14 protein-coding genes are annotated in these 17,352 nt (G+C 38.1%); 7 read left to right on the forward strand and 7 right to left on the reverse strand.

Going from position 1 to position 17,352, the window contains the following annotated elements; translation table 11 throughout:
• Positions 1-141: 141 nt before the first annotated feature.
• The 4 genes from ASE74_RS22040 to ASE74_RS22055 all read right to left on the reverse strand — a co-directional run bounded on the left by ASE74_RS22040 (position 142) and on the right by ASE74_RS22055 (position 8,173).
• Positions 142-684 carry a DUF1735 domain-containing protein gene (locus ASE74_RS22040; RefSeq protein ID WP_055914170.1) on the reverse strand — a complete coding sequence of 181 codons (543 nt, stop codon included), beginning with the start codon at positions 682-684 and terminating at the stop codon, positions 142-144.
• Between the two features lie 8 nt (positions 685-692).
• Entirely contained in the window at positions 693-2,234 is a 1,542-nt protein-coding gene (locus tag ASE74_RS22045) for a SusD/RagB family nutrient-binding outer membrane lipoprotein (protein WP_162235838.1), read from the reverse strand.
• 9 nt (positions 2,235-2,243) lie between these two features.
• Entirely contained in the window at positions 2,244-5,483 is a 3,240-nt protein-coding gene (locus ASE74_RS22050) for a SusC/RagA family TonB-linked outer membrane protein (protein ID WP_082458897.1), read from the reverse strand.
• 191 nt (positions 5,484-5,674) lie between these two features.
• Positions 5,675-8,173, reverse strand: coding sequence for a M14 family metallopeptidase (locus ASE74_RS22055; RefSeq protein ID WP_055914179.1), 2,499 nt, complete (start codon positions 8,171-8,173; stop codon positions 5,675-5,677).
• Between the two features lie 84 nt (positions 8,174-8,257).
• Here ASE74_RS22055 and murF point away from each other — a divergent pair, with 84 nt between their 5' ends.
• Positions 8,258-9,559, forward strand: coding sequence for a UDP-N-acetylmuramoyl-tripeptide--D-alanyl-D-alanine ligase (gene murF / locus ASE74_RS22060; protein ID WP_200912346.1), 1,302 nt, complete (start codon positions 8,258-8,260; stop codon positions 9,557-9,559).
• Positions 9,560-10,039: 480 nt separating this feature from the next.
• Here the strand turns inward: murF and ASE74_RS22065 are convergent, their stop codons facing one another.
• Genes ASE74_RS22065 through ASE74_RS22075 form a run of 3 tightly spaced genes read right to left on the reverse strand, consistent with a single transcriptional unit; the run spans position 10,040 to position 13,206 of the window.
• Positions 10,040-10,537, reverse strand: coding sequence for a gliding motility lipoprotein GldH (locus ASE74_RS22065; protein ID WP_055914182.1), 498 nt, complete (start codon positions 10,535-10,537; stop codon positions 10,040-10,042).
• Complete coding sequence (gene ricT / locus ASE74_RS22070) at positions 10,506-12,056, reverse strand: regulatory iron-sulfur-containing complex subunit RicT (RefSeq protein ID WP_082458898.1); 1,551 nt, start codon at positions 12,054-12,056, stop codon at positions 10,506-10,508. The genes ASE74_RS22065 and ricT overlap by 32 nt, the downstream gene beginning before the upstream one ends.
• 1 nt (position 12,057) lies before the next feature.
• Positions 12,058-13,206 carry an ATP-binding protein gene (locus ASE74_RS22075; RefSeq protein WP_055914185.1) on the reverse strand — a complete coding sequence of 383 codons (1,149 nt, stop codon included), beginning with the start codon at positions 13,204-13,206 and terminating at the stop codon, positions 12,058-12,060.
• Between the two features lie 228 nt (positions 13,207-13,434).
• Here ASE74_RS22075 and ruvX point away from each other — a divergent pair, with 228 nt between their 5' ends.
• From ruvX to ASE74_RS22105, 6 genes are all read left to right on the forward strand, one after another.
• Entirely contained in the window at positions 13,435-13,851 is a 417-nt protein-coding gene (gene ruvX / locus ASE74_RS22080) for a Holliday junction resolvase RuvX (RefSeq protein ID WP_055914188.1), read from the forward strand.
• Positions 13,852-13,858: 7 nt separating this feature from the next.
• Entirely contained in the window at positions 13,859-14,494 is a 636-nt protein-coding gene (locus tag ASE74_RS22085) for an O-methyltransferase (protein WP_055914191.1), read from the forward strand.
• Between the two features lie 82 nt (positions 14,495-14,576).
• Positions 14,577-15,224, forward strand: coding sequence for a glucosaminidase domain-containing protein (locus ASE74_RS25415; protein WP_055914194.1), 648 nt, complete (start codon positions 14,577-14,579; stop codon positions 15,222-15,224).
• A 131-nt stretch (positions 15,225-15,355) separates the two neighbouring features.
• Positions 15,356-16,198, forward strand: coding sequence for a glucosaminidase domain-containing protein (locus tag ASE74_RS22095; protein WP_055914197.1), 843 nt, complete (start codon positions 15,356-15,358; stop codon positions 16,196-16,198).
• A gap of 48 nt (positions 16,199-16,246) precedes the next feature.
• Positions 16,247-16,999 (forward strand): hypothetical protein, encoded by a 753-nt coding sequence (locus ASE74_RS22100; protein ID WP_055914200.1) that lies wholly within the window; start codon positions 16,247-16,249, stop codon positions 16,997-16,999.
• Positions 16,996-17,319: a hypothetical protein gene (locus tag ASE74_RS22105; RefSeq protein ID WP_200912347.1), complete on the forward strand. Its 324-nt coding sequence runs from the start codon at positions 16,996-16,998 to the stop codon at positions 17,317-17,319. Before ASE74_RS22100 ends, ASE74_RS22105 begins: the two co-directional genes overlap by 4 nt.
• Positions 17,320-17,352 lie beyond the last annotated feature (33 nt).

A 17,352-nucleotide genomic window follows, 5' to 3' on the forward strand; every position in this document is an offset into this window, starting at 1 on the left:
TTCAAAAATTAGATCCATTAATTTATAATACAAGAATGACATATCATTAATGAAGGGAACAATTGCTTAACTTTTCCTATAAATAAAAAAGCCCTCCAGAAATAATTCTGGAAGGCTTCAATATTAAGATTGTTAATTATATTAGTTTACCAAAAGATTGTAATAAACGGTACTATACAAACTTATTGATTCTCCATCTGCTGAAACAATAGAGACAGGTAATACATATTTGGTATTTGCTGCTCCAATTAATGATGAATTAATTTTAAAAACTGCTGTGGCTGTTCGTTGGCCAGCTGGAATTGTAACTTGTAAATTAGAAACCGAATAAAGGTTTGCAGGTGCCAAAATATAACCTCCTGCAGGAACAGCCGTATTCAGTTTACCAATCGCATCATTAGCATTAACAGCTAAAGTAACCTTTAAATCTCTATCCAATGGCTTTGGAGAGGCAATGTTAACTACAACTGGTAAATCAGTCGCAGTTGTACTTGAAGTGTATGTTTTGGCAACCACTTTAACACCTGTTTCCTGATTTAACGCCGCCAAAGGCAATTCGATAGTAGTTCCTACCTTACTAAAATCAACAAAAGTATCTTTTGATTTTAGACATGAGCTTAAACTTATTATCGCTGAAAAAAGGATAACAGGAATAATTTTTTTTGAATGATATTTTGTTTTCATAGTTATAATTATTTAGCCCAAAAGATTTTGGATGTGAACTGATTAATTGTTCCCTGAGCCTTAACATTATCGCCGTTGTTAGACAATTCTGTTGCTGGATAGAAAATCCTACTTGGAATTGTTGGCTGAGTAGACTGAGTAGAAACCGGAATATCAGACGGGAAACCTGTTCTTCTGTATTCACTGTAAGCCTCAAGATTTCCATAACCATTTAAAGCAGTCCATTTTTGAACGATAATTGCCTGAACCTTATCTGTAGAAGCCGTCCAACTTACATTATTTATAGCCTGTCCGTAATAGGCAGCTGCTGCAGTTGCAGCATTAGGAACTGTTAAAGCAGTAAATGACGCAGTAATTCCTTTTTCATATAAGGATTGTGCATTTCCGGGAAGTATGCTATAAACAGCAGCCTCAGACTGTAGAAACAATGATTCGGCAGAACTCATTAACACCGCATTCATTGTGGGTCCTGTAAGTAAACCAGGGCCTATGCCACTTGTTTTTGGATTATTGCTTGGTGCTGTAGATCCATAAATATTTCCAAAAAATGGAACTGCTGGATCTGTTGGGGCAGGGGCAGGGGCATACAATCTAGACAAACGGGGATCATTCGTATTTTTCAATTTTGTAATAGCATAATTATTAGCTTTATAATAATCACCAGGAAGCGAAACAGCACCTGTTGCATTAGCACCATAACTTAGCCAGAACGGGCTTTGTTTGCCACTGTTGGCATCATCATTAGTATAGCCAGGGTTTGCAGCAACCTGGAACGTTTCATCCACGTAGCCATCAGCACTTGTGGCTAAAATAGCAGTTTTTAATGCTGCCTGTTTAGCTGGTAACTTATTCCATTGTCTAATCGCTAACCTTAACTTGATTGTATTAGCAAACTTAATCCAGTTGGCCATTGTACCTTTGAATACAATATCTGAAGTGCCCGGATTTACTGCAGATGTTGGTGCAGCTTTTATTGCTGCTATCGCCGCATCAAGTTGTTTAATTAAATCATCATAAATAGATTCGCCTGAGTCATATTTAGGAAAAAGAACATCTGGTGCTTTAAAGGCATCAGTATAAGGAACATTATTATAAGTATCAACCAATGTCTGAAATTCAAAAGCTTTCATAATTTTGCCTATTGAAGCAAAATGTACCAATGTTGGATCAGCAGTTCCTTTTTTAACAAGATCATTATAATTTGATAGGTTAAGGTAAAACTGGGTAAATATTTGGTAAGCGGTATTGGTGAAGTTATTTGTATTGAGTGCCGAATTGGGAACATAATTACCACTTGGTGTCCAGTAACCCATCCAAACCCCAACTGTAGCCGGATAACCACCTGTTGTAAGGCTAATCGCCCCATTACCAGTTGCTACTACGTTGGCATTATATAAATTAGCTGAAACAGCTAAAGTTCCCGACAGCTGAAATTGAGGGGTAGCCACAGAAGGTGTATTTGGGTTTACTTCCAGGCTCAAAAAGTCTTTCTTACAACCAGTAATGCCGATTATTGCAGAAAGTGCTATGATGGAAAATATCTTTTTCATAATTGTCATTTAAAATGTTACCTGAAGATTTGCACCGAAAATTCTTAAAGGAGGTGTTTGATTTGCATTGGTTACTCCGGTTGCATTAGAAGTATCCAAATTATATTCAGGATCGGTATAAGGGTTATCTTTTGGTCTAAACATAAATAAGTTTCTACCGGTTAGCGCAAAGTTCAATCCTTTGATAGCTTTAGTTTTGTTGATAAACTGCGTTAGATTAAAATTCAAAGCAATTTCCCTAATTTTCCAAAATGCAGCGCTTGTTACAAATGGAGTGGCAGCTGCGCCATAGTTAGATGATTGCCAGAAACCATAATTACCGTCAACAACCGGAACTGTCGTATTCGGAACGTAGACACCAGGGGAAGTTTGGATAACTGAATTAGGATAAATAAAACGTTGACGATCTGCTGAAGCACTTGTGGCAGATATCCCACCGAAATCCAATGTGGAAGCAACAGAGTTTAAAATTACAAATCCACTTTTATATTCTGCCACTGCACTAAGCGTCATAAACTTATAGCTAGCAGATAAATTTAAGCCCATAACATATTTTGGAGTCGTTCTTCCAAAATTTGTTAATCCTGAGCCCAATTGCGGATAACCTGCAGTTGTACCGCCTGCATCAACAATTACACGGCCCTGAAGATCACGTGCATAATCTGTTCCAAGTAATGATGGGAATGGCTGACCAACAACAGCATATACAGATGTAGTGGTACCAGAGCTAATCTGAAATTGTGTACTACCTGGAAGTAACGACTTAACTTCAGAATCGTAGATACCAAAATTACCGCCTAATTTCAAGCCAACTGAATTCGGCCCTGCAGGAAGAACTGTTCCGTTCAGTTCAAATTCATAACCATCGTTTTCGATTTCACCAGCATTAATTGTTGCAGTATTAAATCCTGTAGAGGCTGAAGTTTGAACACCTAATGTTTGGTTTTTGCTGTTTTGTTTATAATAGGTAGCATTTAAGTTAATCCTGTTATTTAATAAACCTAGCTCAATACCAATTTCCTTTTCATTTACAAACTCAGGCTCTAAGAGTGGGTTGTTATTGGTTGTACCTAACGATAAACCACCTAAACCACCGTATGGAAAACCAGGAGTACTAGAGAATACGTTATTGATTGAGTATGGTGGAACACTCACCTGACCAACCTTACTGATTGCGGCCCTAAGCTTACCATATGAAATGATCTTATTGCCCTTTAAAGCTTCAAAAGCATTAGTAAATACGAATGATCCAGATAATGAAGGATAGAAGAATGAACGCTTACTTGCAGATAAACGTGAATCATCATCATTTCTGGCAGTAGCCTGTAAGAATGCAATATCTTTATATCCAATATTTAGGGACGCATAAAAACCAATTTGACGAACAAAGAACTCACTTTGATTAGCCGTTGGCGCACCTGAAATTAATCCAATATTATAAAAATCCGGAATTAACAAGTTTGCGCTCTGGTCATTCTGTATACGTACTTTGGTTTGCCAGATGGTATTACCCAATAATAAATCTGTTTTGAAATCATCAAAGAAAGTATGATTAAATTTAACAAAAATATCCTGTTGTAAACGAGATGACCCTTGATTATTCAATGGATTATATGTTGTAGTACCATCACCATATTGAGTATAATCCTGTACAAAACCTGGCGATTTCCTAGAAGCACCATAACGGGATGGAATATTACTAACACCAAGCGGATCTCCTGCAGCATAAGCAGAAAACTGCACTTCTTTACGTGTATATTTTAAGGTATTTATACCAAAATTTTGAGATAAGCGATAAGTAGCATCAAACCATTTTGTAGGCTTTACATTTAAGCTAATATTACCCAAAAAAGTATCACTTTTATTTTCTCTTCTGGAATTCTTGATTTGCCAGAAAGGATTTACATTATAGGCACTATAGTAATCATTTGGATTATAAAATTTACTGTTATCTCCTTCAGCTAAATCTGCAATATTGATAAAAGCTGGCATTTGGAATAAATTAGCATACAAAATCTGAGTAGTTGCATTTGTAGAATAATTAATTCCATAAGTGCTCGTATTACCATTTGTATAGCCAACAGAATAATCTAATTTAAAAATACCAGATGTTTTAGTACCAGAAACACGTAAAGAAGTTCTTTTAGACAAATCATCAGGAATTACACCTTTTGTGTAAATATTTTGAGCAGAAAAGTAGAAATTGTTATCTACATCACCACTTTGATAAGAAAGATCATTTTGCTCGGTAAATCCTGTTTTGAAAAAAGCTTCAATGGGGCTTTTTTCGTTAGGAGAATAAGTAATCATATTTTTCTCCCCATTTGCAATAGGAGCACCTAACTGATAGGTTGCGCCATTGTATGCCGGGCCATATAACTGATTTTCATATCCAGTAAATAATGGAAACCCAGTATCCGGATCACGGAAACCATCTGCAACAGTTTCTCCTCCATAAGGACCAAATTTTGTTTGAATATCAGGAAAATAAGAAACTTTATTAATCTGAAACGAGTTACCGTATTTAATAATTGGTTTATTTGCTGTAGTACCCCTTTTTGAAGTGATAATTAAAGCACCATTTGAAGCTTCAGAACCATAAAGTGCTGATGCACTCGATCCTTTTAAGATAGTAACATCTTCAATATCATTTGGGTTTATCGAGTTTAACGTTCCGTTTGGAATAGGAACTCCATCCAGAACTATTAAGGCATTGTTATTACCGTTGATTGATCTTGCTCCACGTAATGTAATCCTTACCTGAGGATCAATACCATTATTAACAGTACTTACCTGCAAGCCTGCAGCTTTCGCAGTTAAACCATTTGCCAAGTTAGTTACATTGGTTTGGGTTAAATCTTTCGCACTAACATTAGTAGTGGAATAGCCAATTTCTTTTGCCTGTCTTTTGATACCCAAGGCACCTGTTACCACAACTTCTCCAAGTTGTTGAGAATCGGAGGATAGTACTGCATTAATTACAGTTGATGAGCCAATAGTAATTTCTTTTGTGCCGAAACCAAGGCTAGAAATGACCAGTGTAGTTGCATTTGCAGGAACTGAAAGTGAATACTTTCCGTTTGCGTCGGTAGATGCACCAATAGTAGTGCCCTTAACCTTTACAGAAACGCCTGGGATGGGAAGTTTGTCATCCAAAGCCGTAACTGTACCTGTGATTGTTCGATCTTGAGCCATTGCTGTAGTAACAATTAGCAACAATACGAACAAACTTTGTAGAAGTTTTTTCATAGTTAATAATAGGTTAGTTAATGATATTAATTGTACGCTAATGTAAAATTAACTACTTGTTGAAACAAATGTTTTTTAACATATTTTAACAAAACCTACTTTAAATAGACATAAAGGCACTATTTAATTAACTGATATTCTGATATAATCTACTTTTTAAACTAAAAACATAGTATTTGACACGCTGTAAATCAATAGCTACAGAACAGAATATTCCCAAAAAGCGTTTTTCCACCTTCCCAAAAATTTCTGAACAGGGGATTATTAGCCAGGTAAACAACCTCACCCCGGCCAAAATCCTGAACGCCAATTAGCAGTCCAGCTTTTAGTTCTTCCCGTGCTTTTTTTCCTACCACACCTGCCATTAAACTTTTTTCGTTAATTAACCCCACATTCCAACCCTTAACAAAAGGTTCGTAAATTTTGCGGTCGGTTTTTAAACTATAATAGGCTTTACCAAGGCCATAAGAAAAAGGATGGCTCGCATCGAGGTTAATCTTATAAATTGCCCCTGGTATAGTTGTTTCGAAGTCATCACGGTCTTTATCCTTAAAAAGCAGTTTATTGGCTTCCGGTTTTTCATCTTTTTTTACTGGGGCTTCTTTCTTTTTAATATCAAAGCCTTTTTTCTCCAATACACTTTCAATCGCATCTTCCATTAAAATAAGCTTACCGCCTTTATTCAGCCATGCGGTTAAACCATCCCCAATAAAAGGACTATAACTTCCATCAGGCAATAGGAGGGTATTAACTTTATTGATATCCAAATTATTGATGTCTTTTGCATTAATGATACTCGGTGAAAGGTTTAAATCATGCTCCAGATAAAACCATGCTTCGCCAAAAGCCAGAGATGACACTTCCATTCCAGATACTATAGCGATTTTTGGTTGTTTTAGGAGCGGATAAACATTAGATCCAAAATCCTTTCCTTTTTCTACAAAACCGCTGCTCACCGCTTGAATCGGTTTATCGAGCATTTTAGCAATTAAAGCCACTTTTTCCTTTATGCCTTTAAGTGATTTCTCATTTTCTGCCCGCAATACAATCAATGTTCCGGCAGGATAATCTTTACCGCCAACTGAAAAAGGCTGATCGGCCTGGCGCACTTTTATATTTTCTTTTTGCAGTGCAATTAAAAGGCGGGCATCTTCGTTGGTTCCCCAGCTAAAAAGCCATGCCAAGGGTTTATCTACCTCATTATTAACAGTTTTCGGTTCTTCCAAGGATGAGAATTTACCTCTGATGCTCTCTTTACTTGCATAACCTTTTAATCCATATACATAAGGCAGGGCCCAAGCGGTAATGTCGTATGTGTTAGAATCGGTTACAAATGTTTGCGGTTCCAATAAAACATTCGCCAAAACGGCACGCGGTTGCTGAACATTTACAATCAAATCATTACGACCTATCGTAAAGGATTCTTCCTTTTGCGTATCATAATCGTAAGCTTTTCCTGTTTTATCTCCTCCATAAGCAAATTCAATCTTGTTTTTTGTTAATAGCTCAGCCAATTTTTTCAACCGTGATAAATTGCTGGGCTTAATGATGTAACTTTTATAAATGCCTGGAGCAGTGGTTAGCTCTTGCTGAAAATATTTTTTATATTCTTCTAATAATTTTAGATGGTTTAAGGAAGTTACTTCAAGCGTCGACATTCCTGTGGTAAAGTGGTGTGCAATACGGTCTTTTAAGGTAAGCGTATCCCCATCATTTGTTACTACTGATAATCCTGCCCTTATTCCGCCCTGCTCATACGTCATCCCAATTGATCCGTTATATAAAGGATAGGTATCGCCATAAGAGGGATAAAGCAAATCGAAACGCTCTTTAGTGAAGTATTGCCACCCTTCGGCATCAAAATACTTTGCATTATTTTTTCCTACCACAACCTGAAAGCTCTTCTGCCAAGGCGTAATATCCTGGTGTACGGGCTCTGCTGCAGGTGCAAAATAATAAGGCTCATTATAGCCCTGTTCATGAAAATCTACATGCACTTGTGGCATCCATTGGTTATAGAGAGCCAATCTTTGCACGCTTTCTATTTGTGTTTGCCAGGCCCAATCACGGTTCAGATCGAAATAATAATGATTAGGTCTGCCACCTGGCCAAGGTTCAATATGCTCCCTTGATGATGGATCGGAATTAGGCGTTTTACCCACCACACTATTAAAGTAATTAACATAACGGTCTCTTCCATCCGGGTTTAAACAAGGATCAATAACAACAACTGTATTTTTTAGCCATTCATTGGCAGGCTTATTAATGCCCGAAACAAGCGTATAAAGCATCTTCATAGCGGTTTCGGTAGAATTTGCCTCGTTCCCATGCACATTGTAGCTTAACCAAAGAATGGCAGGTTGATTTGCTAAATCGATACTATTATTATTCGTTCCTGTTGACAGTACGATATTGTTATTTCTGATCTGCTCTAGCTTAGTTATATTTTCCGCTGATGAAACAATGGCAACCATTAAAGGCCTTCCTTCATTGGTTTTACCATACTCAATAAGTTTAATGTTTTTTGGAGAAGCCGCAGCAGTTTGCCTAAAGTAATCGGCTACTTTATGGTGAGGAGTAAAGTGCGAACCAAGCTCATAGCCCAAAAAATCATCTGGAGATTTTAGCTGGGCATGTACAAATAATACAGAACTAAGAAAGCTTAGGCAGAACGTTAACAGTCTCTTCATAGGAAAATAATTTTACCTAATGTACTAATTTTGTTTTTTGTTGTTGCTAAAGCTTAATTTTACATCATATTTTTTACGATAAGCATGATCACAACTGAAAAATTATACCAATACTACCTGCAAAGCCCCGTTATTTCTACCGATACAAGAAATATCAGTTCGGGTTGTATCTTTTTTGCCCTAAAAGGAGATCTTTTTAACGCCAATGAGTTTGCTGCCCAGGCCATTGAAAAAGGTGCGGCTTTTGCCGTTGTAGATGAAGAAAAATATGCCGTAAACGAGCAGTTTTTGTTGGTAAATGATGTTTTGACCGCTTTACAGGATCTTGCACGCCAACACCGCAAACAGTTAAACATCCCGGTGATCGGTTTAACTGGGAGTAATGGAAAGACAACCAGTAAAGAGCTGGTAAATGCTGTTTTAGCAGAGCAATATAAAACCTTTGCGACTTTTGGCAACCTAAATAACCACATAGGCGTTCCTTTGTCTATATTATCCATCACTGATGATGTTCAGATTGCGGTAATTGAAATGGGGGCAAACCACCAAAAGGAAATAGAACTGCTTTGTACCATTGCCCAGCCAACCCATGGCATTATTACCAATGTAGGCATGGCGCACCTAGATGGTTTTGGTGGATTTGAAGGGGTAAAAAAAGGAAAGGCCGAGCTTTACGCCTACTTAAAAGAAACGCATGGTTATACCTTTATTAATAGGGATAATGCTTATTTACTCGAAATGAGTACTGCTGCTGGCCTAAGTAAGTTAATTTATTATGGAACTGAAAATGGCAATACCATTAAAGGGACATTAAAAAGCAGCGATCCTTTTATTGAAGTGGAGTGGACAAATCATGATGTATCATCTACCGTAAAAACCAATTTAACCGGAAGTTATAATTTCGAAAATATTCTTGCAGCAATATGCATAGGTGATTTTTTCGACATGAGCCCTGAAGCAATAAATAATGGTTTATCGAATTATCAACCTAAAAACAACCGCTCGCAACTTACCAAAACAGAAAATAATACGGTTATTTGCGATTTTTACAATGCAAATCCCAGCAGCATGTCGGCAGCTTTAAAAAATATTGCGGTATTATCGGCAGGTAAAAAAATGGCTATTTTGGGCGATATGTTCGAACTGGGGCCTGAATCTCTTGCGCAGCATGACTTAATTGCAAAACAGGCAGCTGAAAGTGATCTGAATCAGATTATTTTTATCGGAAAAGATTTTTATACGTTTAAAAACGATGTTAACGGCGTTTTTTTCGAAAGCCCAGCCGAAGCAGAAAACTATCTGCAAGAAAATCCTGTGCAAAATCATCTGGTGCTATTAAAAGGATCACGCGGAATGAAACTGGAAAGTTTACTGCAATATTTATAACTTACTTTGAAAATTGAATTTCAGACTTCATCAGTAATTTATAAAAAGTTCGGCTTTATTTTAAAAAGATAGCTGATAAGCAATAGTTTTTTCAAACTTTTTTGAAGCCATAAAGTTGTTTTATTTTTTCCTATTATTGCAACGACTGTAGCGTAATACACGAACGAAACTGAATATAGTACTGCGTTTACGACATCCGGAAAAGAAAACTTGCGAAAAATCCATCTAAACCGTTTCGTCTGTTTTATGTACTACTTTCACCTCTATGCTAACAAAAATATAATCTTTTATAGTTACTATTCTCCTGTTTCTGTGGCTTGTTGGGTTCAGAACTCCTTCCGCATATTTATATACTACATTATTTTTGCAGTTGACTCTCTTTCAGCAGCATTGAGCTGGTAGACGGTTAGACATGGGAATATTTCGATCAACCCGAAAAAGATTCATATGAAGAGCGACATTTTCACAGGCTGATGCTTTTTAATTTCCCGAGGACTTACTTACAGTTAAGCCGACGTCGCTCACCTCCAACAGTGGATTATCACGCATATTTTGTTCAATCTCTATTTCAAACTTGCCATTTTTAGGAAAATGATAGTTAGTAAGCATTGGTAGGGTATAGGTAAATAGATTGCCCGATCCACTGCCCAGCCACTCACCGTCGTTTTTCGCCAGTTTGTATTGATACCGCCTGGTTACCGTGTTTTTACCATCCTTAAAATGTGCAAGAATAAAAATATTTGCATATTTATAATCAGCGGTATGCCTAAGTTTAAAGTATATATTATAGGCTTTGGTATTGTCTTTAATTTCAAACGAGGTAAGAATATGCCTGCGGTAGCTCCACCTTCGATCGGTAATTTCTACATTACTATCAATTACACTGGTGGTGCAGCCAACAAACAACGAAATCACCAATAAAAAACCAAGCAAAAACAATTGCTTTTTACTCTGTAGCAGGTTTATTTTCTGAGCCATTGTTATTATTTCGGCGGTTATTGTTCTTCCTACGGTTATTTCTGCTCTTATTTTTACTTTGCTCAGGTTTTAAACCATCTGCTCCAGCCTCACCCTCAGCTTTCACTACAGGTTTTTGTGCCTGGGGCTGCTGTGGTTTTTGCTTATTGATATTTTGCGGCTTAGGTCCGTTAACATGCTGTGGCTTAGGCACAACATGTTGCTGAGGCTTTTGCCCAGAATTTTGTGGCTGTTTCGGCCCGTTAGGCTGTGGCTTGTTCCCTTGCTGAGGTTTCTGTCCGCCTTGCGCAGGCTGTTGAGACCTGTTATTTGGACCGGCATTTTTATCGCCAGCAGGCACTCTATCTCTTCTATTCTGGTTATTATTGCGGCTATTTTTCTGGCTGTTGTTTCTGTTCTGGTTGTTTTTACCCCGTGATCGTTCATCCAACCGGGTTAAACTATCCTGACCAACCACATTCTCATAATCGAAAGATTTTTCGATCACAACCGGCGCAGCAATTTGAACCGCTTCTTCTTTAAGATTTGGTGCTTTTTTACCCGCCTTGTTCATGGCCATAATTTCTTTTACACGGGCCGCTTTAACCGGAATCCAGTTTTCGTCACCCTGGTAACTGAACCACATTATTTTTTTAAAAATATCTGTTTTCTGGTGGCGGGCATAACCTGCTTCGGTATCTAAGTTTTCGATTCTATCCGGAATATCCTTTAAAGCATCTAAATAGGTATCCAACTCGTAGTTTAGGCAGCATTTTAATTTGCCGCACTGGCCAGCAAGCTTTAAAGTGTTTAACGAAAGGTTTTGATAACGTGCAGCAGCTGTAGAAACGGTTTTAAAATTGGTTAACCATGTAGAGCAGCATAATTCGCGGCCGCAAGATCCGATTCCGCCTAAACGGCCTGCTTCCTGACGCATTCCAATCTGGCGCATTTCGATCCTGATGCGGAAACTTTCGGCCATTTTTTTAATCAGCTCGCGAAAATCGACACGGCCATCAGCAGTATAAAAGAATGTGGCCTTGGTTTTATCAGCCTGGTAATCAACATCACTGATTTTCATCTGTAACCGAAGATCAAGCGCCAGTTTACGGGCTTTGTGCATGGTTTCCCACTCCATCCCTTTGGCGGCGTTCCACTTTTCCACATCAGCCTCTGTGGCCTTGCGGTATATTTTTTTGGTTACCTGATCAAGCGCAGTTTTGCGGCGTTTCATCTGAATGCGCACCAATTCGCCTGTTAGCGAAACGTGCCCAACATCAAAACCACCCGTAGGCCCCTCAACAGCAACAAGTTCTCCAATTTCGAGATAAATATTGTCGTTATTAAGAAAAAACTCCTTACGCGAACCTTTAAATTTAATTTCTGTAACCTGAAAAGGTTTATAATTAGATGGCATATCCAAATTGGATAGCCAATCGTGAACTTCCATTGTTTGGCAACCACCGGTGCCACATGAGCCATTACTTTTGCATCCATTAGGGGTGCAACCACCACCTGTTGAACAACTTCCACATCCCATATTAATTGTATATATATTGAGTCCCCGCAGGGAGCGTTTTAAACTTGATAATTTTTACCAATTGTAAAGATACATCTAAAAACAGAATTTTCGGGTTTGCGTTTCTTTCAATGTGGTAATGCGCCTTTTCCAACTCGCCAATTATGGCTTCTGCCATGGGCAGTGTAAGTACGTGCGTACTGAGCTTTTTTGCTGTTTCAAAGGTTAATGGCGGCAGTTTTACCAATTCTTCGGCACCACTTAAAATCAAACAGCATTCGCGCAAATAGTTTACGCCATATTTTAAAAAATTCTTTTGGTTTTCTCTTCCCCACTTTGCCGCCTCATCGGTAAACTCCACTAAATCGGGTACTTTGTTGCCAAAACCCATTCTTAACCAGGCTGTAAATGTACCCGAGCTATCGCTTTGTGTATCTGCAGCCAGTGCTTTTGCTTCAATTAAATTCCCATCAGCTAAAAAGGAATAATCAATGGCCTGGTGCTCAGTTAATCCGCTTGCGTTTAATAAATACCCGGTTACCTCTTCTGATGATAATTTCGGGATCTTAACAATCTGCGTACGCGATAAAATAGTGGTTAAAATTTGGTCTTGGCTTTGCGCAATTAAGATAAACAGGGTATTTGCAGGTGGTTCTTCAATTAATTTTAACAGGGCATTACCGGCTTTATCCAAATATTCGGGCAGCCACATAATTAAAACCTTTGTTTCGGCTTCAAAAGCTTTATAGCTCAGTTTTTTAATAATATCGTGGCATTCTGCAATGTTGATATTGGCCTGTTTATTGGCTGCGTCAAGTTTTGACCGCCAGATATCAATATCAAAATAAGGATCGTGCATTACCATGCTGCGCCATTCTTCAAGTACATCTACAGCAATTTTTACACTTGCCGAAGCAAAAAAAGGATAGGAAAAATGAAGGTCAGGGTGAATTAAACGTTCGTACTTTCTGCAGCTCGAGCATTCGCCACAGCTATCATTTTCACCTTTGTTAAGGCAGTTGATGTATTGCGCATAGGCAATAGCCAAAGGCAAAGCACCCGAACCAGCCGCCGATAAAAACAGTTGCGCATGGCTAATGCGGTTTTCTTTAACCGTTTGCACCAATTGTTGCTTTACTCTTTCCTGTCCGATGATTTCTTTAAACTGCATTTGGTGCAAAATAAGAAATAGATATGAGAAGTTAGATATTAGATTTGAGATTTGACCAAAGTCAAGTTAATCTGGTTTAAGAAAAGTAAGCTCCGGTATTGCATTAACAAACCCCGGAGGTTTAAAAATCTGCGAGGTTTACCGATTATTTCAAAAACGTTACCTTTGAACTTTTTAAAATTAAAAGATGGGTTAACGCTTTACGCCAACACCTAACGCTTAACATTTATGGCAAGAATCCTCGCATTTGATTATGGCACAAAACGCATCGGTATTGCAGTAACCGATCCCTTGCAGATAATTGCAACCGGATTGGATACCGTACATCCGAAAGATGTAATCGAATATGTTAAAAAATATATGGTTAATGAACAGGTTGAGGCTTTTGTACTCGGCGATCCTAAGCAAATGGATGGTTCACCATCTGATTCGGCACAACATGTAAAGGGCTTTGCTACCTTGTTAAAAAAATCATTTCCCGATATTCCAAGGCACTGGGTTGATGAACGTTTTACCTCCAAACTTGCACATGAAGCAATTATGCAAAGTGGTTTGAAAAAAATGGATAGAAGGGATAAAGACAGGGTAGACACCATCGCTGCAACCATCATTTTACAATATTTTATGGAAAGTAACCGTTTATAACCAACAAATGAGCCTGATAAACGACGATTTACAAGATTTATTAATTGCCTACTGCGCGCCTGAAAGCGAACTGCTTCAACAGATAGACCGCGAAACCAACCTTAAAGTTTTAATGCCACGCATGTTATCCGGCCACTACCAGGGCAGGGTTTTGAGTATGCTCAGCAAAATGGTTTCGCCCAAACGTATTTTAGAAATTGGCACTTTTACCGGTTATGCAACTTTATGTTTAGCAGAAGGCTTATCCAGCGATGGCTTGCTGTATACTTTGGATATTAACGAGGAACTGGAAGACATGGTACGGAGCAATTTTAAAAAGTCTGCCTACAATGATCAGATTAAATACATCCTTGGCGATGCAACTGCTACCATTGCTCACTTGGATGAAAGTTTTGATATTGTTTTTATTGATGCCGACAAAAAAAACAATGGCACTTATTATGATTTAATTTTCGATCGCGTTCGCCCCGGAGGGATTATCATTGTGGATAATGTATTGTGGAGTGGAAAAGTACTTCAGGAGAAACAAGATAAAGACACCAGGAATATTACTAGTTTTAATGACAAAATAGCTGCAGATGAACGGATTGAAAAACTGATTTTGCCTGTTCGGGATGGTTTGTTTGTGATTAGGAAGAACTGATGTTGGCCTATAGTAAATTGCTCCTGGCCGTATAAGTCAAGGCTATTACCTATTAAACCATGGTCTATTAACCAAAAATGAAATGAAGAAAATCTTTACTTTTTGTCTTTTCCTTTTATCAGGAATTGTTGCAAAGGCGCAAGACACGGAAGAATATATTGCAGAACATGTAGAATATGCGCAGGGATTAATGCGCGACCATAAAATACCTGCAAGTATTATTTTGGCTGTTGCGATACACGAATCTGGCGCAGGTAACAGCAAAATAGCCCAACAAATGAATAATCATTTTGGTGTTAAAGGCCCGAACAACAATGCTGGAATCCGATCTTCTTATCGCGATTACTTAAATGCGGATGAATCTTACAGTCATTTTGTGGAAATTATGGAAACACGCGAGCCTTTTAACAATCTTTTCGCAAAATATGACCAGTATGATTATAAAGGCTGGGCTTATGGAATCCGCCGCTGTGGTTATGCAAGCAGCAGAAGCTGGTCCAGTCAGGTTATCGGACTGATTAAAAAATACGAGCTTTATCAATATGACGAAAGACCGGAAGGATACGAAGAACCGGTTTACGCAGCTCCGGTTCGCCACCGCACAAGAAGCCGAAGAACTACCACAACTTATACAGTAAAATCGGGCGATAACTTAAGTATCATAGCAAAAAAGAAAGGTACAACAGTTAAAAAATTGATGCAGAAAAACGGCATAAAAAAGCGAACTTAAAGCCAGGGCAGAAGTTGAAGTTTTAAGCAAAGCGCTAAGTCAATAGAAATTTAATTCATTCCAACAATTTACAATACCACAGCTCACAATTAACCAGTTAACCGATTTAAACAATTAAATATACACCAAGAATGCGTTCATCCAATCATTTAATTTTCTTAGCGGCAATCCTTATCTTTTTGAGCTCGTGCGGTTCGCGGAAATTTTCCAAAAACAACAAACAGATCGAAAAAGCAGCCAATAAGGCCAATAACAATTCGTACAAAAGCTATAATACTTTAAGCTATATAGATGAATTTAAGGGTGTAGCGGTAGAAGAAATGAATGCCAACGGTATCCCCGCCAGTATTACCTTAGCACAGGGAATTTTAGAATCGGGCAGTGGAAACAGCGATCTGGCCAAATATGCCAATAATCATTTTGGTATTAAATGCACATCCGATTGGAAAGGAAAAAACTATTTCCGCGATGACGACCAGAAAAATGATTGTTTTAGGGTTTATAAAGATGCCCGCGAATCCTTTAGGGATCATTCTGAATTTTTAAAACGCAAACGCTACAGCTTTCTTTTCCAGTTGGATAAAAACGACTATAAAAGCTGGGCGCAGGGATTAAAAACAGCAGGTTACGCCACCAATCCGAAATATCCTGATCTTTTGATCAATACAATAGAGAAATATCAACTTCATCAATACGATCAATCAGAAAGCGAAAAGCAGAAAATTGCGCGTGAGGATAGGGTATTTACTGAAATTAATCAAAATATTCCGCAGGAAAAAGCCAAATTTACACCTGTTGAAACACCTCCTCCCGGTGCAAAACCAATTCTTGCTGATGGCACTTATACCGTTGTAAAAGGCGATACCTTATATAATATTGCAAAACGGTTTAACCTAACTGTTGATCAACTTAAAATGCTGAACGAAATGAGTACGGATGCTATTAAACTGGGGCAGCTACTTAAGGTTAAATAATGTTAAGTACAAACATTGCCTGCCGGATATTTGTAGTTTTGTAATCTGATGAAATTTCTTTTCACACTTATTTCCCTCTTAGGCTGCTCTGTGCTGCTTTATGCACAAACAAAACCCGTGCAGGGAATCGTTATTGACAAAGAAACCAAACAACGGCTGGCAAAGGTTTACATTTACAACATCCGTACGGGTGATGGTTTATACAATACCACCAAAGGTGAATTTAGCACTTTTGCCATACCAGGCGATACTTTGGTTGCAGCTTTATCGGGCTATGGGGTTGATACAATGGTTTTTAAGGGCCAGCCGGCAATATATTTTCAACTTAAAACACTTGGCATACGACTTCGGGATGTAGTGATTCAGCGGCAAAGGTTAACACCCCAACAACTTTACGAAAAAAACGTACAGGAATACCGCTATCAAACCATGAAGGGCAGCAGTAAAGATTTATTAAACCTGGGCAACGGTGGGGTAGGCCTTGGTATAGATGCGATTTATAACTTATTAAGCAAACAGGGACGAAATGCGCGCCACCTTCAAAAAGTACTCGAAAAAGATTACCGTGAAGATTTGATCGATTATCGTTTTAATGCCAATTTAGTGCGGCAGGTTTTAGGCATAAAAGATGATGAACTAACGGATTTTATGCAGCAGTACCGCCCAACTTATCAATTTGTACTCGATGCAACCGATTATTCATTTAATCAGTTTATTAAAAATGCCTATAAAAGCTACAGGTTAAATCCGAAAGCATTGCAATTGCCTGCACTGCCTAAAATAACCATCGAGAAATTGTGAGAGCACCAATACTCATTGTTAAAAAGCTTCCTGCAGCAGGCATGGCCATATTTCCATTTATCTTATTAAAATCGGCAAGTTTTAAAAGTGACCCTGAAATTATCAATCACGAAAAAATCCATTTACGCCAACAACTGGAACTGCTTGTTTTTCCTTTTTACATTGCTTACCTGCTTAACTATTTAGTTAACCTCCTTCACTATAAAAAACACGAATTAGCCTACCGGAACATCGTTTTTGAAAAGGAGGCATATGATTATGAAGCAGACTTAAATTACCTTAAATATGGTAACTGGTACGGCTGGATCAAAAAGTTTTGAAACAACTGTTTTCGCATTCAATTCAATTGCCAA

This window comes from Pedobacter sp. Leaf216, assembly GCF_001421515.1.
Taxonomy (GTDB): domain Bacteria; phylum Bacteroidota; class Bacteroidia; order Sphingobacteriales; family Sphingobacteriaceae; genus Pedobacter.